Origin of the sequence: Actinomadura decatromicini (genome assembly GCF_008121305.1) — a bacterium.
GTDB lineage: Bacteria > Actinomycetota > Actinomycetes > Streptosporangiales > Streptosporangiaceae > Spirillospora > Spirillospora syzygii.
Genome location: NZ_VSRQ01000013.1, coordinates 47,838 through 71,151, shown reverse-complemented (window position 1 = coordinate 71,151; position 23,314 = coordinate 47,838). Strand labels below are relative to the sequence as shown.

Annotated in this window: 19 protein-coding genes and 1 pseudogene; 4 read left to right on the top strand and 16 right to left on the bottom strand. The window is 72.4% G+C overall.

Annotated elements, in window-relative coordinates; all coding sequences use genetic code 11:
• Window positions 1-81 precede the first annotated feature (81 nt).
• A complete protein-coding gene (gene eccD, locus FXF68_RS39945) occupies window positions 82-1,464 on the top strand; it encodes a type VII secretion integral membrane protein EccD (protein ID WP_246179207.1) in 1,383 nt (460 codons plus the stop codon).
• A gap of 5 nt (window positions 1,465-1,469) precedes the next feature.
• Window positions 1,470-2,891 carry a type VII secretion protein EccB gene (eccB, locus tag FXF68_RS39940; protein ID WP_148768028.1) on the top strand — a complete coding sequence of 474 codons (1,422 nt, stop codon included), beginning with the start codon at window positions 1,470-1,472 and terminating at the stop codon, window positions 2,889-2,891.
• Between the two features lie 320 nt (window positions 2,892-3,211).
• Here eccB and FXF68_RS39935 read toward each other — a convergent pair whose 3' ends face one another.
• From FXF68_RS39935 to FXF68_RS39920, 4 genes are all read right to left on the bottom strand, one after another.
• Window positions 3,212-4,306, bottom strand: a complete 1,095-nt coding sequence (locus tag FXF68_RS39935) for a DUF1996 domain-containing protein (RefSeq protein ID WP_148768027.1) — start codon at window positions 4,304-4,306, stop codon at window positions 3,212-3,214.
• 37 nt (window positions 4,307-4,343) lie between these two features.
• On the bottom strand, window positions 4,344-4,766 hold the full coding sequence (locus FXF68_RS39930) for a hypothetical protein (protein ID WP_148768026.1): 423 nt from the start codon (window positions 4,764-4,766) through the stop codon (window positions 4,344-4,346).
• 251 nt (window positions 4,767-5,017) lie between these two features.
• Window positions 5,018-5,242 carry a hypothetical protein gene (locus FXF68_RS39925; RefSeq protein ID WP_148768025.1) on the bottom strand — a complete coding sequence of 75 codons (225 nt, stop codon included), beginning with the start codon at window positions 5,240-5,242 and terminating at the stop codon, window positions 5,018-5,020.
• A 668-nt stretch (window positions 5,243-5,910) separates the two neighbouring features.
• Window positions 5,911-7,083, bottom strand: a complete 1,173-nt coding sequence (locus FXF68_RS39920) for a pyridoxal phosphate-dependent aminotransferase (RefSeq protein ID WP_148768024.1) — start codon at window positions 7,081-7,083, stop codon at window positions 5,911-5,913.
• 107 nt (window positions 7,084-7,190) lie between these two features.
• Between FXF68_RS39920 and FXF68_RS39915 the strand changes: the two genes are divergently transcribed.
• The gene (locus tag FXF68_RS39915; RefSeq protein WP_148768023.1) at window positions 7,191-7,961 is read left to right on the top strand and encodes a GntR family transcriptional regulator; all 771 of its coding nucleotides are present in this window, start codon (window positions 7,191-7,193) and stop codon (window positions 7,959-7,961) included.
• Window positions 7,962-8,542: 581 nt separating this feature from the next.
• Here the strand turns inward: FXF68_RS39915 and FXF68_RS39910 are convergent.
• From FXF68_RS39910 to FXF68_RS39860, 11 genes are all read right to left on the bottom strand, one after another.
• A complete protein-coding gene (locus tag FXF68_RS39910) occupies window positions 8,543-10,096 on the bottom strand; it encodes a CoA-acylating methylmalonate-semialdehyde dehydrogenase (RefSeq protein ID WP_425458664.1) in 1,554 nt (517 codons plus the stop codon).
• A 59-nt stretch (window positions 10,097-10,155) separates the two neighbouring features.
• A complete protein-coding gene (locus tag FXF68_RS39905) occupies window positions 10,156-10,950 on the bottom strand; it encodes an SDR family NAD(P)-dependent oxidoreductase (protein WP_148768022.1) in 795 nt (264 codons plus the stop codon).
• On the bottom strand, window positions 10,947-12,131 hold the full coding sequence (locus FXF68_RS39900) for a glycine C-acetyltransferase (RefSeq protein WP_148768021.1): 1,185 nt from the start codon (window positions 12,129-12,131) through the stop codon (window positions 10,947-10,949). Before FXF68_RS39900 ends, FXF68_RS39905 begins: the two co-directional genes overlap by 4 nt.
• On the bottom strand, window positions 12,128-12,682 hold the full coding sequence (locus FXF68_RS39895) for a cysteine hydrolase family protein (RefSeq protein ID WP_148768020.1): 555 nt from the start codon (window positions 12,680-12,682) through the stop codon (window positions 12,128-12,130). Before FXF68_RS39895 ends, FXF68_RS39900 begins: the two co-directional genes overlap by 4 nt.
• A 96-nt stretch (window positions 12,683-12,778) precedes the next feature.
• Window positions 12,779-14,494 (bottom strand): hydantoinase B/oxoprolinase family protein, encoded by a 1,716-nt coding sequence (locus FXF68_RS39890; protein WP_148768019.1) that lies wholly within the window; start codon window positions 14,492-14,494, stop codon window positions 12,779-12,781.
• A complete protein-coding gene (locus tag FXF68_RS39885; protein WP_222870323.1) occupies window positions 14,491-16,809 on the bottom strand; it encodes a hydantoinase/oxoprolinase family protein in 2,319 nt (772 codons plus the stop codon). The genes FXF68_RS39890 and FXF68_RS39885 overlap by 4 nt, the downstream gene beginning before the upstream one ends.
• A 94-nt stretch (window positions 16,810-16,903) precedes the next feature.
• Entirely contained in the window at window positions 16,904-18,250 is a 1,347-nt protein-coding gene (locus tag FXF68_RS39880; RefSeq protein ID WP_148768018.1) for a branched-chain amino acid ABC transporter permease, read from the bottom strand.
• The gene (locus FXF68_RS39875; RefSeq protein ID WP_222870322.1) at window positions 18,247-19,119 is read right to left on the bottom strand and encodes a branched-chain amino acid ABC transporter permease; all 873 of its coding nucleotides are present in this window, start codon (window positions 19,117-19,119) and stop codon (window positions 18,247-18,249) included. The genes FXF68_RS39880 and FXF68_RS39875 overlap by 4 nt, the downstream gene beginning before the upstream one ends.
• Before the next feature lie 5 nt (window positions 19,120-19,124).
• A complete protein-coding gene (locus FXF68_RS39870; RefSeq protein ID WP_148768016.1) occupies window positions 19,125-19,838 on the bottom strand; it encodes an ABC transporter ATP-binding protein in 714 nt (237 codons plus the stop codon).
• Window positions 19,835-20,563, bottom strand: coding sequence for an ABC transporter ATP-binding protein (locus FXF68_RS39865; RefSeq protein ID WP_148768015.1), 729 nt, complete (start codon window positions 20,561-20,563; stop codon window positions 19,835-19,837). Before FXF68_RS39865 ends, FXF68_RS39870 begins: the two co-directional genes overlap by 4 nt.
• A gap of 5 nt (window positions 20,564-20,568) precedes the next feature.
• Window positions 20,569-21,729 (bottom strand): ABC transporter substrate-binding protein, encoded by a 1,161-nt coding sequence (locus tag FXF68_RS39860; RefSeq protein ID WP_187438357.1) that lies wholly within the window; start codon window positions 21,727-21,729, stop codon window positions 20,569-20,571.
• A 307-nt stretch (window positions 21,730-22,036) separates the two neighbouring features.
• Here FXF68_RS39860 and FXF68_RS44325 point away from each other — a divergent pair.
• Window positions 22,037-22,798, top strand: a pseudogene (locus FXF68_RS44325) (carotenoid biosynthesis protein); the annotation flags it as partial.
• Window positions 22,799-22,952: 154 nt separating this feature from the next.
• Here the strand turns inward: FXF68_RS44325 and FXF68_RS44320 are convergent.
• Window positions 22,953-23,267 carry a hypothetical protein gene (locus FXF68_RS44320; protein ID WP_246179212.1) on the bottom strand — a complete coding sequence of 105 codons (315 nt, stop codon included), beginning with the start codon at window positions 23,265-23,267 and terminating at the stop codon, window positions 22,953-22,955.
• Between the last annotated feature and the right edge of the window lie 47 nt (window positions 23,268-23,314).

Below are 23,314 nucleotides of genomic sequence, written 5' to 3'. Positions count from 1 at the left end.
TTACGACCGGTGACCCGCGGCGGTTCGGCCGGTCGCGCGAAGAAGTCTTTTTTCCAAGGAAGGAGGAGGCGCGTGGCGAACATGACGAGCGAGACCTGCCGGGTGACCGTGGTCGCGCCGACGGGATGGATCGAGGTCGCGGTGCCGTCGGACGTCCCGGTCGCCGACCTGCTGCCCGTCCTGGTGCAGCAGGCCGGCGACCACGCGGCCGAGGAGGGGCTCGACCACTCCGGGTGGGTGCTGCAACGGCTCGGCGAGGAGCCGCTCGACGAGGACCGGACCCCCGCGGCGCTGGGGCTGCTCGACGGCGACACGCTGTATCTCCGTCCCCGGGACGCGGGCCTGCCGGCCCTGGAGTTCGACGACGTCGTCGACGGCGTGTCGGCCGGGGTGCGCTCGCGGCCGGCCCGCTGGCGCGAGTCGACCACCCGGTGGATGTTCCTCGGGCTGGTGGCCGTCACGCTGGCGACCGCGCTGGCGGTGCTGCTGTCGGCGCCGCTGCCCGCCGCCGAGCGCGCGGCGGCCGCGGCGCTGATCGAGATCACGCTGCTCGCCGCCGCGGCCGGCATGTCGCGGGCGTTCGCCGACACCGCGGCCGGGGTGCTGCTCGGCGCCGCCGCCCTGCCCGACGCGGCGCTGGCCGGCGCGCTGGCGGTGCGGCTCGCCGAACCGGCGGGGAGCGGCGGCCTCGGCGCGCCGCACCTGGCCGCGGCGTCCGCGTCGGTCGCGGGCGCCGCGTTCCTCGCGATGCTCGGCACCGGCGCGGCGGGCCCGCTGTTCCTGGCGGCGGGCGGCGTCGGCGTCGCGGGCACGGCGGGCGGGATCCTGGAGATCGCCACCCGGCTGGACGCGCCGCGCTCGGCGGCGGTCGTCGCGACCGTCGCGCTGACGCTCGCGCCGGTCGTCCCCGTCACCGGCTTCCGGCTGGCCAGGATGCGGCTGCCGATCCTGCCCCGCACCCCCGAGGAGCTCCAGCAGGACCTCGAACCGGTCGCCAGTTCCACGCTGCTCGACCGGGCCGCGGTCGCCGACCACTACATGATCGCGTTGTCCGCCGCGATCGGCACGGTCGCCGCCGCGTGCATGACGCTGCTGCCGCGGCAGGACGGCTGGGAGACCGCGGCCATGCTGCCGGCGATCTGCGCGGCCCTCATGCTCCGTTCGCGCGTCATGTCCGGCGCCTGGGCGCGGCTGACGGTGATCCTGCCCGCCTGCTTCGGCCTGGCGCTGTACGTCGTGCACTGGGTCCGGGACCGTCCGGCGGCCGCCGGCGCGGTCCTGACCCTCCTGGTCGCGCTCACCGGCCTGTTCCTCGTCGGCGCCGAGCGGATGCCCGGCAAGCGGCTGCTGCCCTACTGGGGACGCGCCGCCGACCTCGCCGAGTCCGCCGTCTCCATCGCCCTGCCCATGCTCATGCTCGCCGTCCTGCACGGCTACGGCTGGGCGCGGGCCTTCGGGGACTGACGGCCATGCAGAACAAGCGGGATCAGGTCCAGTCCCACATGTGCGCCGTGGGACGCCTCAACGCGGCGCTCGTCAGCGGCGACCCCGACGTCCCGGACGCGCCGATGAAGCGCGTCACCACCGGCGCCGTCGTCGGCGCGGTGCTCGGCATGCTGCTCCTCGCGGGGTTCGGCGTCTACGGGCTGATCAGGCCGGGCGGATCCACCGACTGGCGGACCGAGGGCGCGCTGGTCTCGGTGAAGGAGAGCGGCGCGCGCTACGTCTTCCTCGGCGGGCAACTGCACCCGGTGGCGAACCTCGCCTCCGGCCGGCTGATCGCCGGGCCGGACGCCAAGCTCGTCTCCGTGCACGAGGGCACGCTCGGGAACACCCCCCGCGGCTTCCCGGTCGGCATCCTGGGCGCGCCCGACGCGCTCCCCCGGCCCGCCTCGCTGGGAGGACGGGACTGGCTGGTCTGCACCACGGCCCTGACCGACCCTGCGGGCCGGACCAGCGACCAAGTGGTCATCACGATGAACGTGGCCGCGCCGAGATCGGCCGCCGCCCCGGACGAGGGCCTGCTCGTCCGCGCGTCCTCCGGCCAGGCGTATCTGCTCTGGCGAGGCAGGAGGCACCGCTTCGCCACCGCCGCCGGGCCGTTCTCCCTGGGATACCGAGGCGTCGTTCCGTACCGCGTCGCGGACCAGTGGATCAACCTGCTGCCCGCGGGCGGGGACGTGGCGCCGCCTCCGGTCCCCGGGCGGGGCGACGCGGGGCCTGACATCGGTGATCGTCCGACCCGCATCGGCCAGGTCTTCACCACCGAGAACCCCGGGACCGCGAAGCAGTACTTCGTCCTCTTCGGCGACGGGCTCCGCCAGGTCAGCGAGACCGTCGCCGCCCTGCTGCTCGGCGACCCCGCCACGGCCGGCGCGTACGGCGGCGGGGCGGTGCGGGCCGTCCCCCTGCCGTCGGCCGCCGCGGCCCGGTTCCTGTCCAGCGCCCCCGGCTTCTCCGGCGGCCTGCCCGGCACGCCTCCGCCCGTCCGGCAGGCGGGTGGGTTCGGCCGCCCCGTCTGCGCCTCGGCCCGTGCGGGCTCCGACCGGGGCGCGAGCGTCGAGGTCGTCATGCCCCGGTCGGGAGTCCCCGCCGGGGGCGTGCCGGTCACCGAGCCCGGCCCGAGGACGGCGCAGGTCGTCCTGGTGAAGTCGGGCACCGGGGCGCTCGTGCGGTCGCTCCCGGCTCCGGGCAGCGGGACCGGCGTCCGCTACCTGATCACCGATCTCGGTGTGAAGCACCCGGTCCCCGGCGACGACGACCTCTCCGCCCTCGGATACGCGCGCCTACGGCCGGTCCCCGTCCCGCCGGCCCTCCTCGACCTGCTCCCGTCGGGCCCGGCCCTGGCCCGTGCCGCTGCCGCACGTCCCAGCCAGACCGGCGGAAGCTGAGCTCGCGGAACCTGAGCCTCTGCCGGGGGCGCGCGGGCCGTTCGGTTGAGCGGCCCCCTCGAACAGGAAGAGGGCCGGGGCGTGGATCGCTCCTCCACGCCCCGGCCCTCTTCAGGTCGGACGGTCGGCCCGTCAGGCCGCCTGCTGGGAGAGGACCGAAGCCTTCCCGGTCCGGAATGCGCCCCTGATCCGGAACACGCCCCTGGTCCGGAGCGCGCCGACCTCAGCGGTATGCCACGCGCGCATCGGAGCCGGGGCCGCAACGGATCTCATCGATCCGGAGCGGCACCCGGCTCCCGCGGTGAACGGCGGTCCCCTCGTTACGAGCAGTTCTGGCCGTTGTTTATGCAGTCGGTGGCCCGGCGCATGAGACCGTCGGGCATCACGTTGACGAAGTCTCCGTGATCGGTGATCGGGCTGTGCTTCTCGCTGGGAAACCCGTCCAGCGCGAACAACCGGTTCCGCGGGATGTCGTAGGTGAGCAAGTACTCCAGATGCGGGATGGGCTTGAAGTCGTCGTCGCACTTCCCGTCACGCTTTGGGAAGACGACGTGGGAACGGTGGTCGGCGCTGTCGGTGTTCTCACCGTCCCAGCAACTCGGGAAGTCCAGGACGCGGGCCACCCGGCTGCCGGGCGGGCAGAGCGGGTACTTCTCGGTCCGGCGGTCGCCGAATCCGGTGCAGGTCCATTGGGCCCGCGCCTTCTCGCCATCGCCCGACTTCGCCTTCGCGTCCCCTGTGATCATCCGCAGGAAGCGCGGCATCTCCCGGACGTCGTCCCGTGGGTTCCCGGAGAACCGCAGTGTCACCGATGCCGGTGTGAGCGGCCTTCCCACATTGCCGTCCTTTTCGCTCTGCCGTGCCTGCGGGGTGTCGTCCCGCTGGCCCCGCAACCGCAGGACCGGCCAGTAGTAGGTGGACTTGTCCCCGTTTTCGCACGTGGTGTCCGCGCGCTTCAGGCTCTCGTCGTCGGAGTCGCCGTCGGTGGACTCGTTGCCGACATAGTCGTGAAGGTGCTGGGCCCCGTTCCGCACTCCGGGCGCCGCGATGAAGTTGTCCGAGTTGTAGTGCTCGTTCTCGTTCCTGCCGCATCGCGAGATGAACGTCCCGCCCGAGCCGCCGTCGCGGAGCCTCGGCCGGCGGAAGTCCGGACGGACGCCCCGGATGTCGACGAAATCGTTCCGCTTCGGCCCGAGGTCGTCATCGTCCTTGCCGTGATCGTCGTCGTCGCGGTCCCTTCCCTTCCGGCCGTCGGCCTTGCCCCGATGGCCGCCGTCCCGATCACCATGCTCGTGGGCGCCGACGGTCATGGCCCCGAAGGCGGGTCCCCGCGCCGCCGACGCCGAATGGTTCCCCGTCACGATGGTCGTGAACGCCATTGCGGGCACGATCACCAACAGGTGGTTGATTCGCATTAGCCACTCTCCTTAGATTTCCTGAGACTGGGCGTGATCAGTGGTGCGCGTCGCCCATTTTCAGTTCGCCGCCGACCTTCGCCTTGATGGATTCCAGCGACTGCGGCGTCCCCACGACGGCGAAACGGGAGCCGACCAGATAGGCGCCTCCCCATTTGGTGGCCTCGCTCAGCCAGGCGTCCCTGTTGCGATCCGTACCGAAGGTCACCATGGTGTAGCGGCCCTGCGATGTCCTGCAGGTGCCCTGGCGCAGATCCCTGACATTGCGCTTTCCGGTGATCTGCGTGCAGCCGATCTTGGAGGCCAGTCCCTCGATGTCGGCGGGCGCACCGGCGGGCGGACCCGCCTGCGCCCGCGAACCGTGATCAGAGGAACAGCCCACGGCCAATCCGAAGATCAGCACGGCGACGCAATACCGTTTCGTGCGGCGAAGAATCCCGCCGCGCCCTTCGCAGGTCATCCGACACACCCTCCCCATATGTGGAAGCGATCGACTCGCCCAGAGTTACGACCGATAGGAGGGTCGAGTTCACGCCAATTTCGGCCGTTTCGGGATCAGTGACGGGAGCCGAGGGTCCACCCGATCACCAACCGGTCGCGGGAGGCGGATCTCGACCTTCACCTGCCGGCGAAGGCGCTCTCGGATCCCCGGACCATCGACCGACCGTCCGCCGCGTCCACGAAGCTGGACGCGCCGCTCACCGACCTCCATCACTTGGCGCTCGACGCCGCCGCCCCGGACGCACAGCAGGACGAGTCAGGGTGGAGCGACGAAGCGCCGTAACCGGAACGGCGGCGGCGGCGCTCGATCGCGCGGACCCGCTGCCCGGTGGCCGTGACCTCGGTGCCGGTCTCCAGGCCCACGACCAGCTCACGGTCACGATCGATGTGGCCGGGCGCGAACGCGGTGATCAAGGACGGCGTCGGAGTGTCCACTTGCTCACCTACGAGCATGAAGACGACGCGGACGCCGCCGACCGGCGTGCGCAAGTGGACGCGGCCGGGGTGCTCGTCGGTGCCCCTGCCGATCGCGCGGGCCTAGGCATCTTCAGGGCGCCGCGCATCGCCCGCAGGACGGCTCGGCGCCGCGGTCGACGCGATGGAAACGGCCAGGGCCTTTATTGGCGACGTGCAGCGGGTCCAGTCCAATCAGTTCGCAGGCGGCGGCCGCATGCCGCACGGTACAGGGAGGGTGTCCTCGGCGATGTCGACGCCGACCGACGAGGTCTCGGCCGGTTCGTTGAGGGCACTCCATAGGTGGACGTGCCCTGTCGCGGAATTGGCGCATCTCGTGCCAGCGCGTGTCGGGCAGGCGGATGGAACCGTCCCCGCCCGGCTATCCGACCACTGCCCGAACCGCACCCTCCACCCTAACCGCACCCTGCGGCATGAGCCGGATCAGGGACCGGCCCGACCTCGCCCGGGCCGCTAAGGGGTAGCGCGCCGTGAACAGCAGCGCGACCGCGGCGACGAGCACCAGCACGGCGAGCAGCCAATCAGTCCGCCTGTCCTCCCGGGTGACCGTCGGCAGGGGCGGCGGCGGTGTCGTCAGGAACGGCCCGCGATGCGTGTGTGGCGGTGCGGGATCGTCCGGTACAGGGCGTCTAGGACTCCTGGCAGGCTCGTGCGAGGCCGCGGATCAGTTCGTTGAGGGTTTGCTCGTCCGAGCCGAACGTGAGGCGGACGTGTGTGCCGGGCGCGTGCATGTCGGCGCCGCGCACCGTCGCTATGCCGTTGCGCAGGAGTGCGCGGTCGATGGCGGCCGGTGTGTCGCCGAGGCGGGAGCAGTCGACGAGCAGGAAGGCGCCGCCGGCGGGTCGCGCGGGCCGGGCGAGCCCGCTCGCGGCGATGCCGTCGCAGACGAGGTCGCGCTTCGCCTGGTATGTGGAGAGCGCCTGGTCCAGCCAGTCGCGGGGCCCGGTCAAGGTGGCGACCGCGGCCCGCTGCGGGACCACTCCGCAGCACACCGCCTCCCACTCGAAGCGACGGTGGAGCGCGTCGACGATCGACGGAGGTGCCAGGACGTAGCCGAGGCGCCAGCTCGCGAGCGCGTAGTACTTGCTGAGGCTGGTGACGGTGACCAGATGGGGCCAGCGATCGGCGAACGCCTCCACCGGGTGGTATCGGCGGCCATCGAACGTGAAGTGCTGCCATGAGTCGTCGGAGATGACGAGCAGCCCGTGGCGCGCGGCGATGTCGACCACGGCCTCGACGGTCGCGGCGTCGGGAAGGTAGCCCGTCGGGTTGGTCGGGTTGCACAGGAGGATGGCACGGCTGCGAGGCGTGACGGCGGCCTCCATACCGGCGAGGTCGAGCGCCCAGCCGTCGCGCTCGCGGGACGGGACGCGGACGGGTCTCGCACCGGCTTCGCGGACGGCGCCGTCGAAGAAGTACGTGGGCGTCGGCACGATCACCTCGTCGCCTGGCGCGAGCACCGTGCGGAGCACCAGGGAGAGCCCCTGCATCGCGCCGTGTGTGATCAGCAGGCGGCGCTCGGGATCGACGCGGAGGCCGTGCTCGCGCGCCAGTTCGGCGCTGATCGCGGCGCGGAGTTCCGGGAGGCCGCGGGTGTCGCGCGGATCGGGCCGGTTCATCGCCTCCGCGACCGCCCGCCGCACATGCTCGGGCATGGGAAGGACCGGGGCCCCGACGAGTGGAAGGATCCGCACGCCGTCACGCGCGCTCCGCGCGGCGCGGGCGAGCGTGCTCATCGCGCCCAGCTGCGGGAAGCCGCTCTCAGGGGGAAGGGCCCAGGATTTCGAGGTGCATCGCTGCATGGAGCGAGCATGGCATATTGAGATATCAATGCCAAGGATAGATATCTCTCATCCTCCATACGCAAGTTGACTGCTGTATCAACCCGTGGAGTTGGTATGCTTGCCGGGTGTCCGACATCCATGGCGTGGTCCCAGGAACGCCGCACATTCCCGCGCTGCTGCTGGTCGGCAGGGACGAGACGGGTCTCGACCGCACGAGCCAGGCCTACCGGGCGATCAGGCGTCAGATCATCGACCTGACGCTACCGCCCGGCAGCAGCTTCACCGAGACTTCGCTCGCGGAGCAATGGCGCATCAGCAAGACTCCGGTTCGCGAGGCGCTCGCGCGGTTGAGGCGCGACGGGCTCGTGACCGCGCTTCCGCGCGCGGGCTACATCGTCAGCCCGATCACGCTCGAGGACACCGACGCGCTCTGCGCGCTGCGAACGCTCCTGTCTGGCGAGGCGGCCGCCGCCGCGGCGCGCCTCGGCGTCACGGAACCGGCGCTCGAACGGCTCGAAGTGCTGTCCCTGGTGCCGTTCGCGCTCGCGGCGGGCGAGGTGGAGCAGGAGGAATCGCTGCGGGCCGGGATCGAGTTCGAGGCCATCATCGCCAACTTCTGCGGCAACCCTCGTCTCGGCAAGACGATCGTCGACGTGCTCGACGAACTCGAGCGGGTGCTGCGGATGGCCGCGCTGATCGATCCCGGCATCGCGAGCCCGCCCGGAGAGCTGGGAGCGGTCTTCGAGCGACTGCGCGAGCGGGACGCGGACGGCGTCCAAGACGCGATGCGGACGCGGTGCGAGCGCGTGCGCCGCGACCTGCTGCAGGTTCTGGCGAAGAGCACGTCGGTGAGCAGAGCGCACATCGAACTGCCCGCGTCACTCCCGCCGACCTAGCCCCCGACCGGGAACGCCGCTCCCACCAGTCCAGTGGGACGCCCAGGGGTACCACCACACCCGAGCACGCCATTCCTACCGGCCAAGCGCCGCCCGCCCCCTGGTTCCATCACCACAACCGGGAGACGTCACTCCCGCCGCCTCGGGGCACGCCCGGGCGCGTCACCCCACCACCCATCGCCACGACCGGAGACGTCATTCCCACCCGGCCCAAGGCACGACCGGGCACGTCACCCGCCCAGCCCGGGGCAGGGCCGGGCACGTCACCCTCACCACTACTGATTGCCACGGCCGGAGATATCACTCCCGCCGCCCCAAGGCACGACCGGGGACGTTACTCCCACCGGACCAGGACACGGCTGGGCACGTCACCCGACCAGCCCAGGGCATGCCGCTCCCGCCACCCATCGCCACGACCGGAGGCGTTCCCGGCGAGCCAGTGCCATGGCCAGGGACGTCACTCCCGGCGCGCGGTGGCACGGGCGGGAACTCCTTCTGGTCAGGGGCTGGACGACCGCTTCTTAGATGCGGTCAGGCCCCTGGTTCGGCGTGGTGCCGGTCCAGGGGCCTGGGCGTTCGGGTCAGACCGCCGTCGGGAAGCGAAGGTCGGGGCCGGCCTTCGCGTCCTCCGTCTTCGCGCCTTCTGCCTTCGCGTTGTCCGGCTTGTCGTCCGGCCAGCGGGTGGTGACGGCCTTCGCGCGCGTGTAGAACGCGACGCCCTCGGGGCCGTGGATGTGGTGGGCGCCGAACAGCGAGTCCTTCCAGCCGCCGAACGAGTAGAACGCCATGGGCACCGGGATCGGGACGTTGACGCCGATCATCCCGACCTGCACGGAGCGCTGGAAGAGGCGGGCCGCATGGCCGCCGGTGGTGAAGATCGCCGTGCCGTTGGCCAGGTCGTTGCCGTTGATGAGGTCGATCGCCTCTTCCAACGTGTCGACCCGCACGACGGCGACGACGGGGCCGAAGATCTCCTCGCGGTAGACGTCCATCTCGGGTGTGACACGGTCGAACAGCGTCGGGCCGACGAAGAAGCCGCCACCCTCGACGTCCAGTTCGCGCCCGTCGACCACGAGGTCGGCGCCCGCGGCGACGCCGGAGCCGATGTAGTCCGTGATCCGGGCGAGCGCCTCGGGCGACACGACCGGGCCCATCTCGGACCCGGCGTCCAGCCCGGGCCCGACCTTGATCGCGCGCGCCTTCTCGCGCACGAGCTCGACGAGCGGGTCGGCCGCGGCGCCGACCGCGACGGCGACCGAGATCGCCATGCAGCGCTGGCCCGCCGAGCCGTACCCGGCGGCGACCAGATGATCGGCGGCCTGGTCGAGGTCGGCGTCGGGCAGCACGACGGCGTGGTTCTTGGCGCCGCCGAGGGCCTGCACGCGCTTGCCGCCGGCGGTCGCGCGCTCGTGCACGTACCGGGCGATCGGCGTCGAGCCGACGAACGACACCGCCGCGATGTCCGGGTGGTCGAGGATCGCGTCCACCGCGACCTTGTCGCCGTGGACGATGTTGAAGACGCCGTCCGGCAGGCCCGCCTCGGCGTAGAGCTCGGCGATGAGGTTGGAGGCCGACGGGTCGCGCTCGGAGGGCTTGAGCACGAACGTGTTGCCGGTCGCGATCGCGATCGGGTGCATCCACAGCGGGACCATCGCGGGGAAGTTGAACGGCGTGATCCCGGCGCAGACGCCGAGCGGCTGCCGGAACGAGAAGAGGTCCACGCCGGACGAGACCTGGTCGGAGTACTCGCCCTTGAGGAGCTGCGGAATCCCGCAGGCGAAGTCGATCACCTCCAGGCCGCGGACGAGTTCGCCCCTGGCGTCGTCGAGGACCTTGCCGTGCTCGGCGGACACGATCCGCGCGAGGTCGTCGAGATTCTTCTCGACGAGGTTGCGGAAGGCGAACATCAGCCGCGACCGGCGCATGAGGGAGGTCTCGGCCCAGTCCGCCAGGGCGGTGCGCGCCGCCCGCACCGCGGCGTCGACGTCGCCGGGCTCGGCCAGCAGCACGTCGGCCTGGTGTTCGCCGGTCGCGGGATTCCACACCGGGGCCGTACGGCTCGACTCGCCTGTGGTTTCGCGGCCGTCGATCACGTGCCGGATCGTCCTGACCGGCGAAGTACTCACTGTGCTCACAGAGTGCTCTCTTTCATGGGATTCCAGGTAGGTCCGTCGGGGGGTCCGCCGCGCCGGTGTCAGACGATCAGGTCGCCGCCGTTGATATCGATGGCCGCGCCCGTGATGTACGCCGCGCGGTCGGAGGCCAGGAAAGCGACGAGTTCGGCGACCTCCCACGGCTGTCCGACGCGGGGCACGGGGAAGGACCGGGCGGCGCGTTCGAGCTCGTCTCCGGGCAGCAGTCCGCGGGCCATCGGCGTGTCGATGAGACCGGGGCAGACGGCGTTCACCGTGACGCCACCGGGTCCGCCGACCTTCGCCAGGTGCCGGGTGAGGCCGAGGACGCCGTGCTTCGCCGTCGTGTAGTGGGCGCCGCCCGCGGTGCTGATGGTCTTGCCCGCGGTGGAGGAGAAGTTGACGACGCGGCCCCAGCCGCCGTCGCGCATCGCGGGCAGCGCCCGCCGGCAGCACAGGAACGTCCCGTGCACGTTGACCGCGAGCACGCGGTTCCACTCGGCCTCGGTGATGTCCTCGAACGGGGTCGGTGGCGCGATACCCGCCGCGTTGACCAGGATGTCGAGCCGCGATCGCTCCTCCAACAGCGCGGCGAACGCGTGGTCGACCCGGTCGCCGTCCGTCACGTCCACCGCGACCGACCGGACGCGGTCGGCGTCCACCGCCAGCGTCGACGCCAGTCCGAGCGCATCCGGCGGGGCGAGGTCGAACACCGCGACGGTCGCGCCGCGGCGGGCGAGCGCGTGCGTGACCGCCAGGCCCATGCCGCTGGCGCCGCCGGTCACGACCGCGACCCGGCCGTCGAGCTCGCGGCCGTCGGCGCCGGTGGGCGCCCGGAGCCCCTCGGCGGCGGTCACGAGCGGGCCGTGCCGACCCGCGCGCGCCCGAAGGCGGCCGCCGCGAGTTCGAGCTGGTCGGCCGTGTGCGCCGCCGAGACCTGCACCCGGATCCGCTCCTCGCCGAGCGGAACGACCGGGTGCGACAGCGCGAAGGCGAGGACGCCCTCGCGGCGGAGCGCCGCCGCCACGTCGCGGGCCAGCGTGCCGCCGCGCAGCATCACGGGGACGATCGGGTGCTCCCCCGGCGGCACCTCGTAGCCGAGGTCGCGCAACGCCGCGCGGAACCGGGCGGTGTTGGCGGCCAGTCGCTCCCGCAGCCCGGGACGGTCCCGCGCGACGCGGATCGCCGTCAGCGCCGCGGCGGCCAGCGGAGGGGACATCGCGTTGGTGAAGATGTACGGACGCGAGACCTGGCGCAGCGTCTCCACGATCGGGCGAGGACCGGCGACGAAACCGCCCGCTCCGCCGCCCAGCGCCTTGCCGAGCGTCCCGGTCAGCACGTCGATCCGGCCCGCGAGCCCGAAGTGCTCCGCGGTGCCCGCGCCGGTCGTGCCCAGGACGCCCGTGGCGTGCGAGTCGTCGACCAGCAGCGCGGCGTCGTGGCGGCGCGCCAGCTCGCGGAGCCGCGGCAGCGCGGCGACGTCGCCGTCCATGCTGAAGACGCCGTCGGTGACGATCAGCCGGTGGCGCGCGTCCGCGGACTCGACGAGGCGGCGCTCTAGGTCGTCGAGGTCGGCGTGGGCGAAGACGCGCCGCCGGGCCCGGGCCAGGCGGATGCCGTCGATCAGGCTGGCGTGGTTGAGCGCGTCGCTGAGGACGACGTCGTCCGGGCCGAGCAGAGCGTCGAAGACGCCGAGGTTCGCGTCGAAGCACGAGCCGTAGAGGACGGCGTCCTCGGCTCCGACGAGGTCGGCGATGCTCGCCTCAAGTTCTCGGTGGACCTCCCTGGTGCCGCAGAGCACGCGTCCCGCCGCCACGCCGAGCCCGCCGTCGCGCAGGGCCCGCCGCGCCGCGTCGAGGACCTCGGGATCACCGGCGAGCCCGAGGTAGTCGTTCGAGGCGAGGTTCACGAGCGTGTCGCCGTCCACGCCGAGCGTCGGGCCCTGGGCGCCGGAGACCACGAGGTCGCGGCGCAGCCCGGTGGTCGTCCGGCGTTCGTCGAGCTCCGCCTGGAGCCGGTCGAGCAACGCGGCGTTCACGCCGTCCCACCGGGCCAGTCGGCGCAGGGCACGACCTCGAATCCGCGGCCGGGGAAGACGGCGTCCATGAAGAAGTCGTGGACCGCCTGGTCGCCGTCGCCGCAGCCGTCGCGCAGCACGGTCACGTGGTAGCCGCGGTCCGACGCGTCGTAGCACGTCGCCGCGACCATGGCGGAGGTCGCGACGCCGGCGACCGCGATCCTGTCGACGCCGCGGGCGCGGAGCACGAGGTCGAGATCCGTGCCGGCGAACGCGCTGGCGCGCCGCTTCAGCACGACGACGTCCTCGGCGGCGACCGGCAGGTCGATCTCGGCTCCGGGCGATCCCTCGTGGAAGGCGTCGCCCGCCTCGTAGAACGTCCGGTACAGCGCGTTGCCCGGCGGCAGGTCGGCCCCGTTGCCGCGGAAGCCGAAGTGCACGAACACGACCAGGGCCCCGGCCGCGCGGGCGCGCGGGAGCAGCTCGGTGAGCGGCGGCCGGACCCGCTGGGCGAACGGGTAGGCGCCCGTGATGCCTCGCTGGATGTCACCGATGATCAGTGCAGTGGTCATGACAGGCTCCCGTCCGGCCGCCGCGTCCGGCGGCCATGGTGGTCGTGATGGCCGGCGGCGTCCAGGTGAAACCGCCGGTCGCCGCTGACAGGCATGTCAGCGCGCCCGGTCGCGTATGGCGGCGGTGGCGGACGCGTCGATCACGCCGTCCTCGGTGATGACGACGCCGTAGTCCCGTTCGGCTCCCTCGCGGGTCACCTTGCCGTCGAGGACGTCTTCGAGCACCCGCCGCGGGCTGCGCTCGAACGGGCTGCCGTGCCCGCCTCCGCCCGCGGTCACATGCCGGTGGCGCGCTCCCGCGGTCATCGTGAAATGCGGTTTGGACTCCAGCACGCGTTCGCCGGGCCCGCCGAGGTCGAGCACATTGAGCGAGGGCGTGCCCTGCGCGCCGCCGGCCAGCCCGTACGGCAGGAACTTCCGCCGGTCCGATCTGATCTGCACGCTGGCCTCCGGCGCCAGCAGCGTCATGTCGCGGAAGGTCGCGAGGCCGCCGCGCCAACGGCCCGCCCCGCCGCTGTCGGGGAGGTAGCCGTAACCGTCGATGCGGATGTGCCCGGAGCGTTCCAGCTCCTCGACCGGCGTGTTGGTCAGGTTCGCGCCGAGCGAGCTGATCCCGTCCACGCCGTCGCGGTCGGGACGGGCGCCCCACGCTCCGGCCAGGGGGTCCCACAGCACCATGGACTCCCCGTCCGGGCCGACGAGACCGATCGCGATCCCGTCGGGCCCGCCCTCTCCGGCCGCGGGCACCCGGGACGGGAACACCGGGGCGAGCGCCCCGAGAACCGCGTCGATGATGCGGAAGCCGACGAGGCCGCGGGCGCCGCGCGCGGCGGGCCGCCGCCCGTTGAGGATGGACGCCTCCGGGATGACGAAGCTGAACGGCCGGTAGAAGCCGCTGTTGGCCGGGATGTCCGCGGCGAGGACGCCCTGGAGGGCGGCGTAGGCGGCGGACCGGGTGAACGAGGACGTCGCGTTGAGCGCGGAGTCGACCTGCGGCGCGGAGCCGGTGAAGTCGAGTTCTATCCCGTCCGACGACAGCGTGGCCCGCACGTGGATCGGGATGGGGCCGGACCCGAGGCCGTCGTCGTCGATGTGGTCGACGAACTCGTAGGTGCCGGGGACGGCCTCGGCGAGCGCGGCGCGCAGCAGGGTCTCGGAGTAGTCGAGCAGTTCGTCGACGAGGTCGGCGAGCCGCCGGACGCCGTGCCGCGCCGCGAGGGCGCGCAGGCCCTCGGCCCCGGTGTGGCAGGCCGCGAGCTGGGATTCCAGGTCACCGCGCAGCAGCTCCGGTTCGCGGACGTTGCGCAGAATCAGTTGCAGGAACGTCTCATTCAGGGTGCCCGCCTCGGCCAGGCGCGACGGTGGTATCTGAACGCCCTCGGCGAAGATACTTGTCGACTGCACTGCCATGGAGCCCGCCGCCCAGCCGCCGACGTCGGTGTGGTTGACGACCGTGACCGCGAAGCCCAGGAGGGTCTCCTCGGTGAACACCGGCGCGACCGCGAAGATGTCGGGCAGGTGCATGCCGCCCCGGGACGGGTCGTTGAGCAGGTAGACGTCTCCGGGCTGGATCCCGCCGCCGAACTCGTCGAGGATCTCCGCCATCGCGTCCGGGATGGAGCCGAGGTGCACCGGCAGGGTGTTGGCCTGGGCGATCACCCTGCCCCGAGCGTCGCACAGGGCGGCGGAGAAGTCCATGCTCGACGCGACGAGCTGCGAGTGCGCCGTGCGGACGATCGTGATCGCCATCTCGTCGGCGAGGCCGGTGACGGCGTTGCGGAAGACCTCGAAGGTCACGGCGTCGCGGATCATGAGGCACCCCAGGTGATGACGATGTTGTTGAACCGGTCGCGGTGGACCCGGGCACCGGGTGGGACGAGCGTGGTGGCGTCCATGTCCTCGATGACCATGGGTCCCTCGACGGGTTCGGCGCCGAGGTCGGACCGTCCGACGACGGGCGTGGGCACGACCTCGGCGAACCGGCAGTCGCGAGTGGCACACCCGGCGCCCCCGCCAGCGACGGCACCGGCGCTGGCGGTGGCGGTGGCAGCGGCGCCGGCGCCGGCGGTGGCAGCGGTCGCGGCGGTGGTGGCAGTGGCAGCGGTCGCGGCGGCGTCGGGGGTGGCGGTCCCGGCGGCGTCGGGGGTGGCGGTCGCGGCGCCAGCGGCGGCGGTCGCGGCGGTGGCGGCGGCGGCAGCGGTCGCGGCGGCGTCGGGGGTGGCGGTCGTGGCGGCAGTGGCGGTGGGAAGGGCCAGCACGTCCGCGATGGACACTGGGGTGGGCACGCGGCCGCGTACCCGGAGGTTGACCAGCTCCACCAGTTCGTCCGTCCCGGCCCGGCCGTAGGTGCGCTTGTGCTCGGCGTGGAACCGCTGGCGCACCTCGGCGAGCAGGTCATCACTGAGCTCGCCGTCGGGCACCCGGATCCGCAGTTCGAATCGCTGGCCGCGGTAGCGCACGTCCAGGAGCCGGTCCACGACGCAGTCCGCTCCGAGGTCGGCGCGCGCCTTCGCCGACAGCCGCGCGAACTCCGCGGCGAGCGCGCTCACCTCTACGAACTCGGTCCTGTACGGAGTGAGCTCGTGGCGTTCGGTGTCGGCCACGAGCAGGCCCAGGCTGCTGAACAGCCCGGGGTACACGGGCACGATCACGGTCGAGATGCCGAGCTCGCGGGCCAGCGCGGCGGCGTAGAGCGGACCGGCGCCGCCGAAGGCCACCATGGTGGCCTCCCGCGGGTCGCGGCCCCGTTCGCTGGTCACCGCCTTGACCGCGGTCGTCATGCTGGACACCGCGACCTGGTACGCGCCGCGCGCGGCGGCGGGCACGTCGTCGCCGAGCCGCTCGGCCACCGGCGCCAGCGCCCGCTCGGCCAGGTCCGGGTGAATCGCCACACGGCCGCCTGCAAGCGCCTGCGGGCTGAGATATCCGAGCGTCACGTTGGCATCCGTCAGGGTCGGCAGCTCACCGCCCTTGCCGTAGCAGGCGGGGCCGGGAAGCGAACCGGCGCTGGACGGCCCCACGTGAAGCGCGCCCGCCGCGTCGACGGAGATGATGCTGCCGCCTCCGGAGCCGACCTCGGCGATGTCGATCGACGGCGCCCGCACCGGATACCCGGCGCCGGAGCTGAGGCCGCGGGCGACGTTCATGCCGCCGCCGACCTCGTAGTCGACCGAGACGAACGGCTCGCCGTGCTCGATGAGGGACGCCTTCGCCGTCGTCCCGCCCATGTCGAACGCGACCACCGTGGACAGGCCGATGAGCTGCGCGAGCTTCTGCACGGCGGTGACGCCGGCGGCGGGACCGGACTCGATGATCTGCACCGGACGCCGCGCGACCGAGGCCGCGTCGAGCAGTCCGCCGCTGGACTGCATGACCAGCAGCGGGGCGCTCACCTTGGCATCCCGCAGACCCGCTTCCAACCGGGTCAGGTAGCCGTGGACGGCGGGACCGACGTAGGCGTTGACCGTCGCCGTGCTCGTGCGTTCGTACTCGTGCGGCTGCGGAGACACATCGACCGACGCCGTGACGTACACACCGGGCAGTTCGGCTCGCAGCAGCTCGGCGACCCGCCGCTCCTCGTCCGGCCGGACATAGGAGTTGAGCAGGCAAACGGCCACCGCTTCGACGCCGTCCGCGCGCAGCCGGGCGGCCAGGGCGAGCACCTCGTCCTCATCTGTCGGCGGGTCGAGACGTCCGTCGGCGGTGATCCGCTGGCCGAGTTCGTACCGGTTCCGCCGCCGGGCGAGCGGCTCGGGCTTGGACCACGAGAGGTCGTAGAGCACCGGTCGGCGGAGGCGTCCGATCTCCAGCACGTCGCGGAAGCCGCGGGTGGTGACCACCGCCGTGCGGACGCCGCTCATCGACAGGATCGCGTTGGTGGCCACGGTCGTGCCGTGCAGCATCGCGACGACGGCCTCCGGCCGGGCACCCGCCGAGGAGAGCACGTCGGTGGTCGCCGAGACCACGCCGAAGCCGTAGTCCGGCGGCGTGGACGGAACCTTCATCGGCACGACCTCTCCGGCCGGCCCCAGTGCGATGACGTCGGTGAAGGTCCCGCCGATGTCGGCGCCGACCCGCCACCCGGCCGGTCGAAGATCGGGACTGAGGGCCACGGGGATCTCCTTCATTGGGTCTGAGATTACAATAAGAACGAGTTGAGATATCAGCAAATGGCGTTGGCATTCTCTTGAGGCCAGCGCGATGGTCCTGCTGAGGGTCCCGCTAGGGATGATCTTGTTTCGGCGGTGGGACGTCATGCCGCTCAGCGCGCGGCGTGGCCGGATCCGAGCACTGGACCGGTTCCGAGCGCAGGGCCGGATCCGGGCGCAGGGCCGGATCCGAACGCGGGGGCGGGTCCGAGTGCGGGGCCGGGTCGTCCACCGTCGGCCCAGGACGCGGGTCCTTTCGGTGGGCGCCGAGCCAGCCGGGCGGCGCGAAGCCGAGTTCACGGCCCGAGGTGATCCCGCCGGGACGCAGGAGCAAGGTCAGCAGCAGCGTGAGGGCGAGGATCAACTGCTGGATGCCGGGGTGCGGGTGGATCTCGACCGGGCCCACGCCGCCTCCGGCCTCGATCCTTCGCAGTAGCTCCGCCAGGACGGAGATGAAGAGCGTCCCGACGACAGCCCCGCTCAGACTTCGTATCCCGCCGACTATCAGCATCAGCAGCGTGAGCAGCGTGAGCTGGAGGTAGACGTCGCCCGGTGTCAGCGCTCCGAGGAAGCGGGCGTACAGGCCGCCGCCGACGCCGCACACGAACGCGCTGATGACGAGCGCGACCGAACGGTCGCGGCGGATGCGGATCCCGAGCGCCGCGGCGGCGACGGGATCCTCGCGGGAGGCTCGCAGCCGGAAGCCGGATCGGCTCGACTGGTAGGTCAGAGCGACGGCGATCGCGCCGATGAGCCAGGGGACGGCGGTCCCGATGGTGAGGTCGGCCGGGATCCCCACTATCCCCTGCGAGCCGCGCGTGACCGCGTCCCAGTTGCTGATCACCACGTTGACGCTGATCAGCAGAGCCAGGCTCGCGATTCCGGCCGCCATCCCGTCCAGGCGCAGGGTCAGCAGCGCGAAGAGGGCCGCGACCAGCACCGAGAGCAGACCGGAAAGGAGCAGCGCCGCGGGGAGGCCGAGTTCGAGTTCCGCGAGCCAGCCGGGAAGCGCGGGCAGCAGCGCCTGCTTCAGGCCCCGAGGAAGGGTCGTCAACGCCGTGGTGTACGCGCCCACGGCGACGAACACGACGTGGCCGAAGGACAGCACGCCGGAATTGCCGACGTAGATGTACGTGCCGACGGTGATGACGCCCATCACGAGCATCTGCGTGGCCGTCCGCTGGGTCGTCTCCGAACCGAGCAGGGCCAGGCCGCTGACCGCGAGCACCAGCAGACTGCAGACGACGGCGGGCGCGCTGCGCGCGAGCACCGAAGGCCGCAGGCCCATCCGCGCACCGACCCCCCGCCCGCTGGTCGTCTGCGCGCTGGCTGCCTGCGGGTCGGTCGTCTGCGGGTCGGCTGCCTGCGGGGCGGTTCTCTGCGCGCCGGTTGCCTGCGGGTCGGGTCGGGGGGCGGTCATACGCGCACCGCCCCGGGGCGGCCCGCGATGCCGTGCGGGCGGAACATGAGGATCACGACGATCCCGAGGTACACCAAAGCGTCTTGATAGGGCACCACACCTCCCGGCAGATATGCCTGAAGCATCACCGTGAGCAGCGCGAGCACGTACGCGCCGAGGGCCGCGGCCCACAGCCGTCCGAGCCCGCCGAGCACGACCGCGACGAATCCGACGAGCACCGGCCGCAGGCCCATGCCCGGCGTCAGCGTGCCCGTGCTCGCCACCAGGAAGATCGCCGCGATCGCGGCGAACGCGCCGCTCACGCCGAACGCGGCGGCGACGACGAGGTTCGCGCGCACGCCGAGCGCGCGGGCCGTCCTGAAGTCCTCGGCCGCGGCGCGCATCTGGACGCCAAGCGGCGTGGCACGCAGGAACCATGCGAGTCCCAGCAGCAGCACAGCGGTAACACCGATGATCGCTATGTCGAGCCTGCCGACGGTCAGTCCCGCCACCTCCGTGCTCGCGCCGAGGCTCCCGAGCACGTCGGCGCTCTTCGGGTCGGCGCCCTCGAACAGCAGCGCGCCGCCCTGGACGAACAGGCTGAGGGCGAAGGAGGTCATCAGCAGCGTCTCCCCGCTGGCCCCGCGCACGGAGCGGAAGGCGAGCCGTTCCATCGCGAGCGCGCATCCGATGACGACCGCCACGACGAGCACCGCCGTCACGGCGAACGGCAGGGCGGCGAACCACAGCAGCGCGTACCCGCCGATCATGATCAGCTCGCCGTGCGCGAAGTTGATCAGTCCCATGATGCTGAACAGCAGCGCGATGCCGAGGGCGATCAGGGCGTAGAGGCTGCCGAGGCTCAGCGCGTTGACGAGGTTCTGGGCCACCGCGCTCACCCCATGCCCAGGTGCCGGGCCCGCAGGGCGGGGTTCCGCAGCAGTTCGGCGGGGTCGTCCACGCGTTCGATCACGCCTCCTCGCAGCGAGAAAAGATGGTCGGCGAGCTTCACCGCGCGTGCGACGTTCTGCTCGACGAGCAGGATCGTCAGGCCCTCGTCGCGGAGCGCGGCGAGGGCGGCGAACAGCTCGTCGAGCACGACCGGGGCGAGCCCGAGCGAAGGCTCGTCGAGGACGAGCAGGTCCGGCGCGGCCACCAGGGCCCGGCCGATCGCGAGCTGCTGGCACTCGCCGCCGGACAGGACCGCCGCCCGCTCGGAGAGGCGATCCGCCAGCGCGGGAAAGTGCCGCAAGGCCAGCTCCACACGTTCGGCGACGTCGGCGCCCTTGGCCAACGCGCAGCCGGCGAGGCGGAGGTTCTCACCGATCGACAGCGTGCAGAAGACGCCGCGCGACTCCGGGACGAACGAGATCCCCGCCCGCGCCCTGCGCTCGGGCGCCCAGCCCGTGATGTCCGTGCCGCGCCAGCGGACCGATCCGCTCCGCGCTCGGACCAGACCTTGGATCGCCAGCATGGTGCTGGACTTCCCGGCTCCGTTCGGACCGACGATCGCGACCACGTCGCCCCGCTCGACGCGGAGCGAGACACCCTTCACGGCGTCGATCGGCCCGTACGAGACGCGCAGGTCGGATACTTCGAGCAGCGTCATTCCATCGCCTCCGCCCCGAGATAAGCGGACACGACCTCGGGATCCGTCCGGATCTCGTCCGGGCTGCCGACCCGGAGCGTGACGCCGTGGTCGAGGACGTGCACGCGGTCGCACAGGCTGAGGATCACGCGCACGTCGTGCTCGATCACGACGATCGCGCAGCCGATCTCCTCGTGGATCCGCCGCACGGTCCGTGCCATCGCGGCGCTCTCGTCGTCGTTGAGGCCCGCCGCCGGCTCGTCGAGCAGAAGCACCCGTGGCCGAGCGCAGAGGGCCCGGGCCATGCCGACCCGCCTCTCCGCTCCGTACGGCAGGTCACGGGCGAGGACGTCGGCGCTCCCTTCCAGGTCGAACCAGTCCAGCGCCCGGCCCGCGCGTGCGCGTGCGGCCGGCCACGTTCCACCGGAGCCGATCACGGCCGCCTCGCAGTTCTCGCGGACGGTCATGTCCGGGAAGAGCCGGACGTCCTGGAACGTCCGGCTGATGCCCGCCCTCGCCCGGCGCGGGGCGTCCCAGCCGGTGATCCGGCGGCCGTCGAGCTCGACCTCGCCCGCGGTGGGGCGCTGGAAGCCCGACAGCACGTTGAGCAGCGTCGTCTTCCCGGCGCCGTTCGGCCCGATCAGCCCGAGGATCTCACCGTCGCCCAGTTCGAGGCCGACGTCGTCCAGCGCACACAGTCCCGCGAAGCGCACGGTGACGTGGCTCGTGCGGAGCAGCTGACGCATCCGGCTCAGCCCTCCTTGATCTTGCGTCCGCCGGCGTAGGTCGCGACCACGCTGGTCCGGCCGCCCTCGACGCTCAAGATCGTTGAAGGACGCTCGGTCACGATGTGCTGCTTCGCGCCGTACCCGGTGGGGCCGGCGATCGTCTCGTACGAGCCGAGGCCGTCGATCGCCTTCGCCAGCGCGGGCCCGCTGGTCGTCTGCGCCGTCTCGATCGCCTTGGCGATCACCTGGACCGTCGCGTAGCCGGTGAGCGCGTAGGACGTGACGGCGCGCTCGCCGAACTTCGCCTTGTAGCGCGCGAAGAAGTCGTTCACGTCCGCGCGCGGATCGTCGCCGTACAGCGACGCGAAGGCGTCGTAGTAGAAGTTCTTCAGGTCCGGGACGCCCTTCAGCCAGTAGTCGCCGTCCATGGACATGTTCGACACCACCGGGATGTCGACGCCCGCGGCTCGGAGCTGGCGCAGGGCCGTGCCCGCTCCCGGGTTGTAGCTGCACAGCTCCAGCACGTCGGCGCCGGACGCGCGCAGCCGCGCGATCTGACCGGCGAACGACGTGTCCTTCTGCTGGATCGTGTCGCTCCCGACCACCTCGGCCTGCGGCTGGGCGCCGAACGTCGACTCGAACGCGGCGCAGGTCTCCTTCGTGTGCGTGATGCTCGGGTCGCGCCAGAGGTACGCCTTCCGGTAGCCCTTGTCATAGGCGAACCGGGCCACGTTCGTCGCCCCGGCCGCGCTCTTGGTGCCCATGGAGTACGCGAGCGGACCCAGCGTGGGCACGTCGAACTGCGAGGAGCCCGCACAGGGCGACACCGCCACGATCTTCTTGCCGGTCGCCGCGATGGCCGCGGGGCTGCCAAGGTCGAAGTCGCAGGTGACGAACATGGCCTTCGCCCCGCGCGACAGCAGGTCGATGCCCACGGTGGTCCCGAGCGCCCGGTCGGATTTGGTGTCGCCGTACTTGAGCTCGAGGCGGTGGCCCAGGACGCCGCCGCGGGCGTTGATGTCCGCGACGGCGAGTTCGGCGCCGCGGGACGGCCCGAGGTCGTAGGCCGCGGCGAACCCGGAACGCGCGACGGCCATCCCGATGACGATCGGCCCGTCCGGCAGCTTCGCCTTCGCGGACGACGCCCCCGAGTCATCGTCGTGGCCGCCGCAGCCGGCGGCCATGGTCGCACCAAGGATCCCTGCGGTCAGAAGGAGGACGGTTCGGCGCATCTCGCTAATCCCTTGATCTCGATGGCCAGCGTGTCGTCGCAACCTAAGGCATTGAAATCTCAATGTCCAGACTCAGATATCTCAACACAGCCATCTGAAAGATCGACAGGTGAGTCCTGCCCTGACCTGGCGGTGTCGTCGACATCGCGCACGTCGCCGCGCATCTCCTTGGCTGGAGCCGCTTCCCCTTCCACCCGCGAGATTCGGGGAGGCGGGCATCCGGGGCGCGGGCGCGCTCCGAAGAAGACGTGTGGAATCGATGCGCGGGAGCCGCGCCGTGGGGTCCCGGCGGGCCGGTCCGGGGGCGAACAGACGGGCCGGTCCGGGGACGGGCGGGCGGAGCAATCCGGGGGCGGACGGACGGGCCGGTCCGGGCGGGCGGGGCGGTTCGGGCGGTCCGGGCGGGCGGGGCGGGCGGGGCGGTCCGGGCAGGCGGGGCGGTCCGGAGACGGACGGGCTGGTGGTGGTCGGTGCCGGGTGCCTCGCCGGAATGGTCGCTGCTCAGGTGGCGTCTGGGGTGGTCTCGGATCCGGTGCCGCTGACCGGTCCGGTGGTGGGTCTGCTGGCGGCGGGAGCGGCATGCTTCGTCGCGTCGCGGCGGGGCCTCGGGCGTGCCGCCGGGGCCGTCGGAGCGGCGGCGGCGGTGGGTTACGCGGCGGAGTCGGTCGGGATGCGAACCGGTGTCCCGTTCGGGAGGTACGCGTACACACCGGTGCTGCGGCCGCAGTTGGGCGGGGTTCCGGTGGCGGTACCGGGGGCGTGGGCCGGGATGGGGCTGGCGTCGCACGCGGTGGCGGCGGCGATCGTCCCGGCCGAGTGGAGGACGGCGCGCGTGGCCGTAGGCGCGGCAGCACTGACCGCGTGGGATCTGTTCCTTGATCCGCAGATGGTGCGGCAGGGCCTGTGGACGTGGACTGACGGCGGGATGTACCGGGGTGTGCCCGTCAGCAACTTCGCCGGGTGGCTGGCGGTGTCGGCACTGCTGATGGCCGTGGTGGAGCCGATCGTGGAGTGGGGGCCGGACGCGTCAGGGTGGCTCGTAGCGTCCTACGGGGTGATGGCGGCGATGGAGACGCTCGCGTTCGCGGCGGTGTTCGATCCGCCGGACCGGCTCGTCGCGGTGACCGGTGGCGCGGCGATGGGCGTGTTCGCCGTCCCGGCGGCGGTGCTGGCGTTCAGACGGCGGCAGGCCGTGAGACCGCCGCCTGCGAGAAAGCGGGCGCGGAGCCGCGCATCGGGGTGGGGCACAGCCGGGTGGCGCGGAGCCGGGTGGCGCACAGCGGGCTCGCGCACAGCGGGCTCGCGCACAGCGGGCTCGCGCACAGGGGGCTCGCGCACAGGGGGATGGCGCACAGGGGGATGGCGCACAGGGGGATGGCGCACAGCGGGCTCGCGCACAGGGGGATGGCGGCCAACGGGAGAGCGGCCAGCGCGACGGCGGGCAGCGCGACGGCGGGCAGCGCGACGGCGGGCAGCGGGGTGGCGGCCACGGCCAGCGGGGTGGCGCACAGCGCGATGGCGGGTAGCGGGGTGGCGG

Bases quoted from the DNA above. Each gene is read 5' to 3' on its own strand.
- eccD (WP_246179207.1), top strand. From the start codon at position 82: ATGACGAGCGAGACCTGCCGGGTGACCGTGGTCGCGCCGACGGGATGG.
- eccB (WP_148768028.1), top strand. From the start codon at position 1,470: ATGCAGAACAAGCGGGATCAGGTCCAGTCCCACATGTGCGCCGTGGGA.
- FXF68_RS39935 (WP_148768027.1), bottom strand. From the start codon at position 4,306: ATGCGAATCAACCACCTGTTGGTGATCGTGCCCGCAATGGCGTTCACG.
- FXF68_RS39930 (WP_148768026.1), bottom strand. From the start codon at position 4,766: ATGACCTGCGAAGGGCGCGGCGGGATTCTTCGCCGCACGAAACGGTAT.
- FXF68_RS39920 (WP_148768024.1), bottom strand. From the start codon at position 7,083: ATGCAGCGATGCACCTCGAAATCCTGGGCCCTTCCCCCTGAGAGCGGC.
- FXF68_RS39895 (WP_148768020.1), bottom strand. From the start codon at position 12,682: ATGACCACTGCACTGATCATCGGTGACATCCAGCGAGGCATCACGGGC.
- FXF68_RS39890 (WP_148768019.1), bottom strand. From the start codon at position 14,494: ATGATCCGCGACGCCGTGACCTTCGAGGTCTTCCGCAACGCCGTCACC.
- FXF68_RS39885 (WP_222870323.1), bottom strand. From the start codon at position 16,809: ATGAAGGAGATCCCCGTGGCCCTCAGTCCCGATCTTCGACCGGCCGGG.
- FXF68_RS39880 (WP_148768018.1), bottom strand. From the start codon at position 18,250: ATGACCGCCCCCCGACCCGACCCGCAGGCAACCGGCGCGCAGAGAACC.
- FXF68_RS39870 (WP_148768016.1), bottom strand. From the start codon at position 19,838: ATGACGCTGCTCGAAGTATCCGACCTGCGCGTCTCGTACGGGCCGATC.
- FXF68_RS39865 (WP_148768015.1), bottom strand. From the start codon at position 20,563: ATGCGTCAGCTGCTCCGCACGAGCCACGTCACCGTGCGCTTCGCGGGA.
- FXF68_RS39860 (WP_187438357.1), bottom strand. From the start codon at position 21,729: ATGGCCGCCGGCTGCGGCGGCCACGACGATGACTCGGGGGCGTCGTCC.